General features: G+C 36.9%; 11 protein-coding genes. 6 read left to right on the top strand and 5 right to left on the bottom strand.

From position 1 onward, the window contains the following. Nucleotides 1-964 precede the first annotated feature (964 nt). Nucleotides 965-1,618, bottom strand: coding sequence for a lysoplasmalogenase (locus BN1066_RS06750; RefSeq protein ID WP_077318678.1), 654 nt, complete (start codon nt 1,616-1,618; stop codon nt 965-967). A gap of 540 nt (nt 1,619-2,158) precedes the next feature. Next, the gene (locus BN1066_RS06745; RefSeq protein ID WP_077318677.1) at nt 2,159-2,551 is read right to left on the bottom strand and encodes a hypothetical protein; all 393 of its coding nucleotides are present in this window, start codon (nt 2,549-2,551) and stop codon (nt 2,159-2,161) included. 242 nt (nt 2,552-2,793) lie between these two features. Here BN1066_RS06745 and BN1066_RS06740 point away from each other — a divergent pair, with 242 nt between their 5' ends. The 6 genes from BN1066_RS06740 (at nt 2,794) to BN1066_RS06715 (ending at nt 8,200) form a co-directional block, all read left to right on the top strand. Next, on the top strand, nt 2,794-3,798 hold the full coding sequence (locus BN1066_RS06740) for a LacI family DNA-binding transcriptional regulator (RefSeq protein WP_077318676.1): 1,005 nt from the start codon (nt 2,794-2,796) through the stop codon (nt 3,796-3,798). 23 nt (nt 3,799-3,821) lie between these two features. Next, on the top strand, nt 3,822-4,379 hold the full coding sequence (gene hxlB / locus BN1066_RS06735) for a 6-phospho-3-hexuloisomerase (protein ID WP_077318675.1): 558 nt from the start codon (nt 3,822-3,824) through the stop codon (nt 4,377-4,379). Nucleotides 4,380-4,395: 16 nt separating this feature from the next. Then, nucleotides 4,396-5,025, top strand: a complete 630-nt coding sequence (locus tag BN1066_RS06730; RefSeq protein ID WP_077318674.1) for a bifunctional 4-hydroxy-2-oxoglutarate aldolase/2-dehydro-3-deoxy-phosphogluconate aldolase — start codon at nt 4,396-4,398, stop codon at nt 5,023-5,025. Between the two features lie 405 nt (nt 5,026-5,430). Then, nucleotides 5,431-6,120: a ribose-5-phosphate isomerase RpiA gene (gene rpiA / locus BN1066_RS06725; protein WP_077318673.1), complete on the top strand. Its 690-nt coding sequence runs from the start codon at nt 5,431-5,433 to the stop codon at nt 6,118-6,120. A 25-nt stretch (nt 6,121-6,145) separates the two neighbouring features. Further along, a complete protein-coding gene (locus tag BN1066_RS06720) occupies nt 6,146-7,093 on the top strand; it encodes a sugar kinase (protein ID WP_077318672.1) in 948 nt (315 codons plus the stop codon). A 678-nt stretch (nt 7,094-7,771) separates the two neighbouring features. Beyond that, entirely contained in the window at nt 7,772-8,200 is a 429-nt protein-coding gene (locus BN1066_RS06715) for a pyridoxamine 5'-phosphate oxidase family protein (protein WP_077318671.1), read from the top strand. Between the two features lie 390 nt (nt 8,201-8,590). Here the strand turns inward: BN1066_RS06715 and BN1066_RS06710 are convergent, their stop codons facing one another. From BN1066_RS06710 to tkt, 3 genes are all read right to left on the bottom strand, one after another. Then, nucleotides 8,591-9,277, bottom strand: a complete 687-nt coding sequence (locus BN1066_RS06710) for an ABC transporter ATP-binding protein (protein WP_077318670.1) — start codon at nt 9,275-9,277, stop codon at nt 8,591-8,593. Nucleotides 9,278-9,280: 3 nt separating this feature from the next. Beyond that, complete coding sequence (locus BN1066_RS06705) at nt 9,281-10,348, bottom strand: ABC transporter permease (protein ID WP_077318669.1); 1,068 nt, start codon at nt 10,346-10,348, stop codon at nt 9,281-9,283. 552 nt (nt 10,349-10,900) lie between these two features. After that, nucleotides 10,901-12,907: a transketolase gene (gene tkt, locus BN1066_RS06700; RefSeq protein ID WP_077318668.1), complete on the bottom strand. Its 2,007-nt coding sequence runs from the start codon at nt 12,905-12,907 to the stop codon at nt 10,901-10,903. Between the last annotated feature and the right edge of the window lie 92 nt (nt 12,908-12,999).

Genomic DNA, 12,999 nt, shown 5'->3' with positions numbered 1-12,999 from the left:
TGCTTGGTCATTTTTTTGCAATTAACATACTAGATTTTTGAATGATCGTAACTAGTAGCATGACTGCTAAGCCAGCCAAAAATAAGAATGACGTTACAAGTATTTTTTTCATTATTTTAATTCCTTTCTAAAGTTTTAGTTGAAGTAATGTAAGGATTACAACAAGAAAGCAATTTTATATGATTGGGTGAGTACAATTATTTATAACCACTTCATTATTGTATAAATTATAAATCCCTTTGTTAATTGGCTAAAGGAAATAAAACTAGGTACGACTTAAGATGTATTTTTCCAAGTAGCGCTGCGATAGGATCACTTCTAAATGAATCATACCACTAGAAAGTAGAATGATCGTTTGTTTTTCCTTACATTTATCTTTCAATATTGAAAGATATAAATCTATCCATTCATAATTATGACAAAGCTGAGTCTAATTGATTTTTATTCGTTTATGATGTTGATATAAATAACCTACATTTAAGTCTTCATAGAAGAGATTCACCTTATTTAACTATTGTATAATGTATAATACCTGTCAATAGTATATACCTCGATATTGAGTAATGCAAGATACTTATTTTAAATTAGGAAAAAGCATCCTTTCTTCTTCATTTATCAGATGTAAGCCGTGGTAAGACTCCCGCTTCCAAAGTGATAGAGAATACGAATAAATCTAAGTAGAGGCAATTTAAGTGGCCCTCGTTTGGATTGACAGGACAAGAAAGAACCACGACAGCAACACATCGCACGTAGAAAAAGTGCCTTCCTTTTTCAAGGACAAGAAAAAACCACGACAGCAACACATCGCGGTTTTTCAAGGAGAAAAGCTCTCCTTGAATGAAGTTGCATATCTCGTCAGAAGTCGCTAACCTATTTCGAGTCTCAATGGCTAATGTTTGTAGTTTGTTTAAATAAAATGTTTCTGCATGTTTCATACTTTCAGTGGTCGATTTCTTCCCTCCATTTACCAAACTATGCGTGTTTGCTTTTTACCTAACCTGCTGATGCTATGGGCAATGAAAAATTGAGCAGCATAATACGTAGACATAACGAGTACATGCTCATAGTTAACAGGCGAAACAAACATATTCCATGCCAAAATAGAGTCCGAAATAACAAATAAGATACTGCCTAAGATGACAAAGCCATTTCCTGTCATAATGGCAAACCAAGCCATACTAGCGATGGCAATAATATATAAACTAACAGGGAAAATGAGGGCTTGTTCTTCAGAATTCGAAAGTGCATGGATAAGTTTACTTCCAAACAGCAAGGAATAAATCATGATGGGGAGAACACATGCAACCCTCCATTTGGAAAATCTCCATTGAAAAAGAAAACTAGTTAGATAGAATAAATGACCAATCAAAAAGGCTGTAAGACCAACAACAAACCAATGCAACGTTCCATCACCGATGGTGCAAAAGCCTAATCCAATCAAAAGTAGCCAATGTGTTTTTGTTTTTTGCTTTGGTAATTTCAAGAAGGCGTACATTATAATTAGTATCATTGGGACTAATTTAAAAAACAATTTTAACTGGATAGGTTCGGAGGGAATAATAAAAATATATAAGACACTAATAGCAAAAATAAGAGCTGGCAAACGATTAACTTGCAAATTACCACCTTCTCCCTTTGGTTTTGTTCACACTTTTATTCCGAATGTAAGGTGCCGTAAGACTCCCACTTCCAGAGTTATAGAGAATACGAGTATTCTAAGCGATAGATAACGGCACCTAAATTCCCGCTTTGTTTTCCCAACATTCAGTAGGGGTGAAGCAAAATTCTGACTGTTTCACTATATAAATCTTATAAAGTATCATACTATATTGTTACGTCCAAAGAAATAAGAATTCCTTTTTTTCTAATAAAAACATGTTACTGATAGCTGAGAGGCTATTTGATGTAAAAGTTTTTATACTTCAAGAGACATACAAGAAGTTCGGAAAACAAGCGTTCATATTTATCAACGGTTTATTTTTGATTAAGTGTAACTAATTGGCTTGGAAAAATATCATGTAGTAAAAATTTCTTCCTATTATGCTTTTCTTTTTAAATATACACTTATAGTAATAGAAAATCTGCTATGATGATATTCCATAGAAATAGTTTATAAAAAGCGCTGATTTCATCATATCAGCGCTTTAATTTTGCTATTTTACTTAGCGGTTCTGACAACAATAGCCTGCGTTATCTTTGTGTCTTTACAGTCAGCAAAGTCCTCTTCATTTACTAACCCCAACCTAATTGCAGCTTCCAGTTTTTCGGTGTCTGGACGTTTTTCTGTAATAACAAAATCGGATAATTGCATTTCCTCTAATTTGTTCACTGTTATCTCAGGGGTGTAATAAATAGAAGTGCGAATTTGTCGCTGTATACAGTAATCACCGCGATGAATTTCCCCCCTTTTATTCTTACCCGCGGATTCATCTAAAAAATGATGAAATTTTTTCTTTAATTGTTTCATTTCATGCTCCATTTCTTTTTTCTCCTGCTGTAAAATATAATACCTTTTCACTTCTTCTTCACTAATCGCCACTGTATTTTCCATCTCATTAGCTCCCTATTAGAGTTTCTTAATCTATATGTATGTCCATGAAATTGGGTTCATGCCTGGATTTTTAGAAGCGGTATAAAGAATGCTAAGGAAGATTCCATATTCTTATAAAAGAACCGAGCGAATCGTTTGTCACAAGGTCAAGCTGTATTTAGTTGTAAAACATTTACAAATGAATTATACTATCCATAAATCGATTTACTAAACCGATTTAGTAATTGGAAAAGGAGTACCGAATGAAAAAAGTCACCATTGCTGATGTAGCAGCATATGCAAATGTTTCTAAAAGTACTGTATCGCAATTCTTAAATAAACGATTTGATTATATGGGGGAAGATACCAAAAAACGAATTGAGTTAGCAATTGCGGAACTAGGTTATCAGCCAAACATCATCGCTAGAAGTTTGAAGCAAAAATCTACCAAGACAATAGGTGTTATTGTTGCAAATATTCTTCATGGTTTTTCTACGCAAATTATTCGGGCAATTGAAGATTATTGCCATAAAGAAAAATTCCATGTCATTGTTTGCAACGCCGATGACAATTCGGCAAAGGAAAAAGGTTATATTGATATGTTACGTGCTAAGCAGGTTGATGGAATTATTACGTTTCCAACTAGCGAAAATAAAGACTTGTACCAAGAATTAATTGATGAAAAATATCCTTTTGTATTTATGGATAGACTAGTACCAGAAATAGACATGGATGCTGTATTACTGGATAATCATCAGGCCTCTCAATTAGCGGTTGATCAATTTATTGCTTCTGGATATCAAAAAATAGCTATAATTTCCCCGCCAATACAGCAACCAGTAACACCGAGACTAGAGAGGATAGCAGGTTACAAAGCAGCATTAGCAAACAACGGTATTTCCTATAATAAAGCATATTTAGCAAGTGGCGATTTTTCTGAAATGCAGCAACTCATTCGAAACCTATTGACATTATCGGACCCACCTGAAGCTATACTTGCTTTAAATGACCGTATCCTGTTTGAAATACTGCAATATATAAAGAATAATCACGTTCGCATTCCAGATGAATTGGCAATTATTGGTATTGATGATGTGGTGTTTGCCTCATTTTATCGTCCAGCATTAACGACAGTTGCGCAACCGACTTTTGAAATGGGCAAAAAAGCTGCTCAATTACTATTTAGGCAAATAAAGAATAGAGAAGTACGAATGAAAGCAAATGTTTATCGTTTTACACCACAATTAATAAATAGAGAATCTTGTTAAAGGAAGGGGATTTTACAAGCAAAATGAGGAAGACACTAGATGCTATAGCATCAGAAGTAACTCACGTATTACAAGCAGTTAATTCAGATGAACTAGTGGTATTAGCAGAAGAGCTAAAACGGGCGAAATCTATCTTCGTAGCAGGAACAGGAAGATCAGGTTTGATTGGAAAAGCGTTTGCCATTCGGATGATGCATAGTGGTTTTTCTGTTTATGTTGTTGGAGAGACAATTACCCCAAGTATGGAGTCTGATGACTTATTATTAATTATTTCTGGTTCTGGCAATACAGGGACACTGACGTACTTTGCTGAAAAAGCAATGGCTATCCATGCGAAGATTGCTTTAGTAACAGCCAATCGGCGATCTAAAATTACGAAGTATACGCATTGTCTTGTAGAAGTTCCGGCTGCTACAAAACAGCGGCTGACCTCAGAGCCGATTACTATTCAGCCGTTAGGCAGTCAATTTGATCAAGCCGCCCATATCGTGTTAGATGCTGTCATTGCCTATTTAATACGGCAGTATCCCGAGCAAACGTCAGAACAAGCATTATTGCAAAAACATGCCAATTTAGAGTGAAATGGAGAGAGGTAACATGGAACCTATAAAAGTTATTAAAGAAACCAAGGTAGTTGCTGTGATAAGAAAGGCAAATGAGAAAAATATTGTAGCGATCTTACAAGCTTTAGCTGCTGGAGGAGTAAAGGCAGTAGAAATCACTGCAGAAACTCCAAATGTAGCAAGCGTCATTGCAGTCGCACACGAAAAAATGAAAGACGATATTTGTATTGGAGCAGGGACAGTACTTGATCCAGAAACAGCGAGATTGGTTATGTTAGCAGGAGCGGATTTTATTGTTTCGCCAACATTAAATATAGCGACACTTAAGCTGGCAAATCGTTACGGCATCCCAGTGATACCAGGAGTGTTAACCCCAACAGAGATTGTGACAGCCTATGAACATGGAGCAAGCATGGTAAAAATCTTTCCAGCTGAAACGGTAGGAACTTCCTATATTAAAAATATTTTAGGCCCACTTCCACATATTGAAGCAATGGTAACTGGCGGCATAACGTTAAATAATATGAATGATTATTTAAAACAAGGTGCTAAAGCAGTAGGAATCGGCAGTAATCTTGTTAACGCACCATCATTAACAACAGAAGCAGACTATGAACAGTTAACCAAAACGGCAGGGGAATATATAAAACGAGCAGCGGAATAACTCCGCTGCTTTCGCGTAGGGGAGATAATTAGTGAAGGTTATGGATAGGACTCTCTCTTTTGGAGTGGCTTGTTCTAATGATGGTAATCCAGATGGCGACGTTTTGCTGCTCACAATCAAACATCACCTGATAATCCATATCAAACTGGTATGCCTAAGTTTAAAGAAGTTATAGACAAGAATCAAATGGAACTATTAAAAGTTGACGTTCATGCAGGAACTATGGGAGCAGAAGAGACAGTGGTGGATTAACTCATGCAAACATACTTGTTTCGATGATGTTTGCAGGTTTGTGCGGAACATCACAAGCAGATGCCGCAAGTGTATTAGGAGAATTATTGAGTTATTATAAATGAGGTAGTATAGCTCAGGAATTTTTTACAAATCACTGAGGAGTGTGGAACAATGAATGATGTAAATAGAGATAAACGCGCAGCTGCAAAAGCTGCCGTGGCCTACGTTAATTCTGGGATGACAATTGGGTTAGGAACCGGTTCAACGGTAAATTACCTGTTAGATGAATTAGCAAAGCAAATTGGTCAAGGATTAGAAGTAGAAGGGATTCCTACATCGATAAAAACGGAAAAGCTAGCAAGAGAAAAAGGGATTCCGTTGACTGACTTTTCCGAAACGACGAAGGTTGATCTTGCCATTGACGGGGCCGATGAAGTGGATTCACAGTTACAGCTAATTAAAGGTGGCGGTGGATCGCTCGTACGCGAAAAAATTGTAGCAGCAGCAGCTGATCAGCTTATTATTATTGTTGATGCTTCAAAGAGAGTGTCTAAGCTAGGAGCTTTTCCATTACCGATTGAAGTCGTGCCCTTTGGCTGGGAAAAAACAGCGGAAAGAATTGCGGCATATGGATGTACTCCGGTATTAAGGAAAAGCGGAAGTGATCCGTTCATTTCTGATAATGGTAATTATATTTTGGATTGCTTATTTCAAACAATTGCACAGCCGGAGCAATTACATCAACAAATGAAACAATTAGTTGGCGTAGTGGAAACAGGGTTATTTCTCCACATGACCGATAGACTTTTAGTTGCAAGAAATGGGATTGTCGACGTAATCACAAATCATACTATAGATTAGCAGAAATTTTGGAGGAAAAAATGGGATGGATGTTATAACGATAGGCGAAGCAATGATCGTATTTAATCCAGGATCTACGGGACCATTGAAGTTTGTTCACACATTTGAAAAGCAAGTTGGCGGTGCAGAACTCAATGTAGCTATTGGCTGCTCCCGATTAGGACTCAAATCAGGTTATATTAGCAGGCTTGGAAATGATGAGTTTGGCTGTTATATCCGTAATTTTATTCGCGGGGAAGGTATTGATATATCACAACTAGCTTTCGTTGATGGTTACCCTACCTCGCTGAATTTTAAAGAAAGAATGGAGGATGGCAGCACTCGAACGTTTTATTATCGGGATAAATCACCGTTGGTAACGATGACGGTGGATGATTTAGATGAAAGCTATATCCAACGAGCAAAGATTCTGCATCTTACTGGGATATACCCAGCCATTGATGATCGAAATATTGCTGTCATGGAAAAAGCCATTGATCTTGCTAAAAAGCATCATGTAAAAGTTTCTTTTGATCCAAATATTCGCTTGCGGATGTGGTCTAAGGAAAAAGCGAAAGAAGTATTAGAACAGTTTTTGCCTCAGGTCGATATTTTGCTTACCGGTGATGAGGAAATGGAAATAATAATTGGTGAAAAAGACCCGTTATCGATTATTAAAAAAACAAAGGAATTAGGAATTTCTTTTGTAGCAGTTAAGCAAGCTGATAAAGGATCAGTCGGTTATTATCAAGGAGACATTGTAAAGGCAGCTCCTGTTCCAGCTCTAAAAGTTGCTGATACCGTAGGAGCGGGTGATGGTTTTAATGCTGGCGTACTTTACGGCTTGCAACAAAATTGGGATTTAACTGAGATATTACATTTCGCCAATACGATAGGTTCGATGGTGGTGCGGGTTGTTGGAGATAACGAGGGACTCCCATATTATGAAGAAGTACTTCAACAGCTTGGCAAAATCAAACGGATTGACAGGTAAAAGAGTACCAAGAAATGTGAAAGTTCATGAAGTACTCTTAATGACAAATAAATTTATATAAGTCAGTTCCTTATCCTCAACTTGTTCCAAAGGAAATTAAACAACCGGAGTCCCTATCAGTTCAGGACACAGGCTGGATAATTTGCTTTTTTAATACTGTCTACTTGACAGGGGACACATCAATCAGCGGGAGTTTTCTTTTACCTCCCACTATGGTTAATAACACATGGGTATGACCTAAAGGCCTCTGAACAGTATCGGACATTTGACTTGCAGTTGATTTCCCCACTTATCTAGGTTTCACCTCGTAACATGGAACGGCAGGTCTTACTGGCTAAAAGTTAGATGGAGGCAACTGATATTAAGGGAGTACAATAAATTTCCAAATATCACTTTTAACACGATGCTTTAACAAGGATTGCTGAAGCTTTCGATAACAACACCATCAGATAATCTGAAATTTTTGCTATTTATACTGAATTTATAATGGAGGTTGAATCAAAATCGATTGCTAAGGAATTTATGCAATCATGCTGAAATAACGAAATAAGCAGGAGTACGTACGATTATATTGCAAAGAATATGAACAATAAAGATTTTGTGTTTAAGATTCCCGGATGAAGGAATAATACAGATAAGACAATTAGTTGGATATGTCTATGAAAAGGGGTGTAAATATTGAAGCAAGAAGCATTAAGAAAAGAGATTGAGCATATCTTAGAAAATAGCTATATAGGTCCGATGGCAACAGTAAAAAGGAATATGCCTCACTCTAGGTATATGACATTTTATCATAATAACTTAACTCTATATACATTAACCGATAAAGATACGGAAAAAATGGAGGATCTTGAAAAGAATCCTTATACGCATATTATTCTCGGATATGAAGGAGAGAGAATGGGCGATGCGTATGTTGAATATGAAGGCAAGGTAAGCTTTAACGAATCTGCAGAACTAAAAAAACAATTATGGAGTAATCAACTAAAGCAATACTTCTCTAGCCGAGATGATCCAAACTTAATCGTTTTAGAAATAAAACCCTTGCATATCCGCTTAATGAATAAAAAAGGTGAAGAAAGTCCACAAGAATTAGAAATAACGTAACGAATAAGCATTAGAGTCAACGGTTAGAATTCGTCATATAGAGTGCAACAATCCGCTGTGAAAGCTGAAAAACAAAAAAGATGTCGTAAAATCGGAACAGAACACTGTAAAGTCGAACCCAATATACCCGAAAGTCGAAACAAAGCTTCATCAAACCGTACTAAAATGCCCAGAAATCGGAACAGAACACTCCGAAGACGAACCAGAGTATCTCCACAGTCGGGCGAACATACCACGAAGTCGGACCAAAAATGTATGAATAAGTATAACTAAAACAATGCAAATTCAGGGCACGAAAAAAGTAGCCAGTTGCGGTATTCATGCAACTGGCTACTTACTTTATCGTGCTTAGTATATCTGCTTTTTTCGGAAGAATCAATAATGGTGCGGTTAGCTCTTGGTTCTTTCTGTTTGTAAGCTAAGTCTTCCATCGGTAATCTTGTATACTTTGTTACAGTAGTCAATGAGTCGCGTATCATGCGTAACGACAATAGTTGTTTTATTATTGTTTACGGTTAGCTCTTTAAGCATTTCCATAACTTCAAACGCGCGATCAGAATCAAGCGAAGCAGTTGGTTCGTCAGCAAGTATAATACTTGGATTTGTATACAATGCTTTTGCGATAGCTACACGCTGTCTTTCACCACCTGATAAATCGGCTGGAAAACTGTTTAAAAGCTTCTCCATTCCTAAAGTCTGATAAAGCTCTTGAAGTTTTTCTAAAGGTAAATTATCTTTTTTCACCTTATCTAATAACTGCAATTGTTGTTTGACATTTAGATAAGGAACTAAATTTGAGGCTTGCAGAACAAAGCCAATTTCCCTTAATCGGATTGCTGAACGTTGTTTTTCTTTTAACTTGGTAATATCCGTACCGTTGATCAACACAGTTCCATTCGTCGGAGTTTGTAAACCTCCTGCAATCGTTAAAAAGGTACTTTTCCCTGAGCCGGAGGGACCAATTACGGCAATTAATTCGTTCTTATTCGCGGAGAAATCAGTTGGCTTTAACGCTTCAATTTCCGTATGACCTGAACCAAAAACTTTATTTACTTGCTTCATTTCAAGAGTTGCCATGGTTTAACCTCCAATCGCTTTTAGTGGATCTACTTTTACAATTGTTTGAACAGAGAAGAGTGCTCCTAATATGGAGACAAAAATAAGCACGACTCCATAGATAATCAGGTCTAGATAGTTAAAGTCAACAGGTACGGCTTCAGGTAAAAATAATCCAGTAATTATCGTTAAAATAAAGCCAATGATAACACCGGCAATGGAAAGCAAGAATGTTTGGGCAATAACAGACCCTGCTAAGTATTTACTGGAGATCCCTTGAGCCTTCATTACACCAAAAATACTTACTTTTTGAATGGTAAGGACGTATAAGAAAATGGCGAGTACTAGAGCAGAGATAACAAATAAGAAATAAATCATCAATGTTAATGTTAAATTTTGCTCCGAGTAGCCGGGAAGATTTTCTATAAATGTAGAAGTATCCACGACTTGCAGATTTTCGTTTACTTCCACATTTGACAGATCAGTAGTCCGAATAACAAAGGCATTTATCTGATCTTGATAGCTATCAGCAGCTTCCCCGTAGCGAATTTTTTGCACGGTATCTAAATCAGTATAAAGGACAGGAGAAGCACTGAATTTCGCATTCTTCGTAAAGCCCACAATAGTCAGCTTTTCCTCTGTCGACGAAAGATTTAATTCATCACCAAGCTCAAAACCCTCATTTTTTAGGGAATCATTTGCGATGACTTCACCTGTTTTGTCAAACTCTTCTCCCTCGGTTACATTTGGCATAATAAATTCATTTTTATTTATACCAAAAATTGCTACATTGGACTTATTGTTTCCTGAAGTAGCTATGGAACTGATCTGAGCAAGGCTTGCATATTCATCTGCGCCTTCGCCATTGTAATCATCCAGCTTTAAACTGGATTGAGGTAGATTAATGTCTGATTCCTTTGTCAAAATAACTCCTTGACTATTCCATTTATCAACAGCTGCTTTATTCATATTTTCTAAACCATTTGCCAGTCCCGATAAAAAGAAAACAAGGTAGGAAACGAGTATTAATACACCAATAATCAAGGTAAAACGCAATTTATTGTTTTTTATTTCATTCCAAGCTAGAAACATGTTCTCCCTCCCAATAATAAGTTTCTTTTTATGACATAAACACCCTTAATAAATTGTAAAGGATTATTTTAGCGATTCCTAGCATATAAGCTTAAGATAGCAGAAACAGAATGGTGATTGCTGAAAGTAAATTGCGTTATGTTATAGTAATGTCAAGAGGGGAAGGGGTCGATAGTCAAAGCAGTTGTATGGGTTTGGGCTATTATATAAGTGGAGAAACAGAATTTGCTAGTTAGTTGTCAAAAGATATGGCGGAATATGTTAGGGGAGGATGGACTGGGTATATATGAAAGACGTGATTGTTTTTTGTGGTAAACGTTCCTGTCGAAGCTGGAAAATGACGGTGCCAGAAGTTGCTCGAATATAATGATGAATCCATGCATAGTTAAGATGAATGAAAAAATTTCTCATCTTAACTATGCAATAGCTTTCCAGGACTATCTTTGCAGGAATAAAATAACGTTTTTTTTTGCTAAATGACTAAAAAAATTACATTAAAATATATTGCGTTACGCTTTACTTTTCCCTTACCTTTAGGGTCATATAAAGCAGTCATTCGTTGCAAAATACCTCTAGATATTTCCGTACAATATGTTTTGTGGTAAAGTTATATGCTTTTACTACTTCTTCTCCTTTACCAGAAGCGCCAAACTTATCAACACTTATATTTATCCCGTCTAAGCCAGTATATTTACTCCAGCCAAAATTAGAACCTAATTCAATCGAAACTCGATTTCGTATATGATTTGGCAGAACATGAGCTTGATACGTTTTATCTTGTTGATCAAATAAATCAAAACTTGGCATAGAGACAACAGAAACATCAATTTCGTTTTCTGATAATTTCTTTTGAACTTGTATCGCTAAGTTAACTTCAGATCCGCTTGCTATAATAATGCCATGTTGGGTGGTACTTCTAGCGGGGGATAATATATAAGCCCCTTTTTCAACTCCCAACCTGGCTTTTTCTCTAGTACCAGGTAAGATAGGTAAGTTTTGGCGACTTAAAATAAGCAATGTTGGTTTAGATGTTGAGCGAATCGCCATTCTCCATGCTTGAGATGCTTCATTTCCATCAGCAGGACGGATAACACTAATATTAGGCATGGAGCGAAAAGATGCTAATTGTTCAATCGGTTCATGAGTAGGACCGTCTTCACCGACGCTAATAGAATCATGGGTGAGAACATAAATTCCAGGAAGATGAGAAATCGCTGCAACTCGGATCGCTGCCCGTAAATAATCAGAGAACACAAAAAAAGTCCCCACATACGGTATCGTTCCACCATGTAAAAGCATTCCATTCATTATTGCACCCATAGCAAATTCTCTAACGCCAAACCAGATGTTACGTCCTGAGTAATCCAGAGGCGAAAAGTCTTTAGATTGGTGGATCATAGTATTATTAGAAGAACTTAAATCTGCTGAACCTCCCCAAAATGAAGCTAGCTTTTTGCTAATTGCCTGAATAGCGGCTTCACTTGCTTTTCGTGTAGCTATAGGTGTATCTGTAGTCGAGTATCTTGGTAATAGATCTTCCCAATTTGCTGGTAGATTACCGTTTAGAGCATCTATTAACTGTTTGCCCTTCTTAGGAAATTGCTGCTCATAGGTAGCAAGTAAACTATTCCATTGTTGCTCTCTTTTTTCACCTGGTTTGACTAAATGTTCATGAAAGCAGAGCGCAACTTCTTTTGGTACAGTAAATGGAGGAAAAGCCCAACTATACTTTTCTTTAGCTATCATGGTATTTTCTTCTCCTAAAGGTGATCCATGTACTTTATTCGTACCTTGATGAGGAGCACCATAGCCAATAATTGTTTTAACTTCAATAAGCGTAGGCCTTTCTATTTCTGCTTTTGCTGTTTCGATTGCTTTAGAAATAGATTCCAAATCATTTCCATCTGCTACTACAATATGCTGCCAACCATAAGCAATAAAGCGGGCTCCGACATCTTCCGTAAATGCTTTACTAGTTGGACCATCAAGTGATATATCGTTGGAGTCATATAACACAATTAACTTTCCTAATTTTAAGTGCCCGGCTAATGAAGCGGCTTCTGCAGCTACTCCTTCCATTAAATCACCATCGCCACACAAAGCATACGTATAATGATCGATAATGGGAAAACTGTCTTGATTATAAGAAGCAGCTAAGTGTGCTTCAGTCATCGCCATACCTACTGCATTGGCAATACCTTGACCTAAAGGTCCCGTTGTAGCTTCAACGCCATCTGTTACACCAAATTCAGGGTGTCCAGGGGTACGGCTTCCCAACTGGCGGAAATTTTTTAGATCATCTATTGTAACATCATATTCTGCTAAATGTAATAAACTATAAAGCATGGCAGAGCCATGACCGGCTGATAGTACAAAACGATCCCTATTAGCCCATTTTGGGTTTTTAGGATTTACTTTTAAATGCTTTGTCCACAGTACATAAGCCATTGGTGCAGCTCCCATTGGTAATCCGGGATGACCTGAATTTGCAGCGTTGATTGCATCAATGCTTAATGCCCGGATCGTATTAACTGCTAAATGATCAATATTATCAAACATAGTAAACACTCCTAGGAAAAACAGAAAAGGGGACCTTCTTTAACCATCGACTAGAAGTATTTCTAATCAAGAGTTATTGAAGGAAACATCTA

It is taken from the genome of Virgibacillus proomii (assembly GCF_900162615.1).
Classification (GTDB): domain Bacteria; phylum Bacillota; class Bacilli; order Bacillales; family Amphibacillaceae; genus Virgibacillus; species Virgibacillus proomii.
Note: the sequence above shows the minus strand (reverse complement) of the source record. Positions and strands in the feature narration are given on the sequence as shown.

What these genes read in the sequence shown, in the direction of transcription:
- BN1066_RS06745 (WP_077318677.1), bottom strand. Translation starts at nt 2,551, where the DNA reads ATGGAAAATACAGTGGCGATTAGTGAAGAAGAAGTGAAAAGGTATTAT.
- BN1066_RS06740 (WP_077318676.1), top strand. Translation starts at nt 2,794, where the DNA reads ATGAAAAAAGTCACCATTGCTGATGTAGCAGCATATGCAAATGTTTCT.
- hxlB (WP_077318675.1), top strand. Translation starts at nt 3,822, where the DNA reads ATGAGGAAGACACTAGATGCTATAGCATCAGAAGTAACTCACGTATTA.
- BN1066_RS06730 (WP_077318674.1), top strand. Translation starts at nt 4,396, where the DNA reads ATGGAACCTATAAAAGTTATTAAAGAAACCAAGGTAGTTGCTGTGATA.
- rpiA (WP_077318673.1), top strand. Translation starts at nt 5,431, where the DNA reads ATGAATGATGTAAATAGAGATAAACGCGCAGCTGCAAAAGCTGCCGTG.
- BN1066_RS06720 (WP_077318672.1), top strand. Translation starts at nt 6,146, where the DNA reads ATGGATGTTATAACGATAGGCGAAGCAATGATCGTATTTAATCCAGGA.
- BN1066_RS06710 (WP_077318670.1), bottom strand. Translation starts at nt 9,277, where the DNA reads ATGGCAACTCTTGAAATGAAGCAAGTAAATAAAGTTTTTGGTTCAGGT.
- BN1066_RS06705 (WP_077318669.1), bottom strand. Translation starts at nt 10,348, where the DNA reads ATGTTTCTAGCTTGGAATGAAATAAAAAACAATAAATTGCGTTTTACC.
- tkt (WP_077318668.1), bottom strand. Translation starts at nt 12,907, where the DNA reads ATGTTTGATAATATTGATCATTTAGCAGTTAATACGATCCGGGCATTA.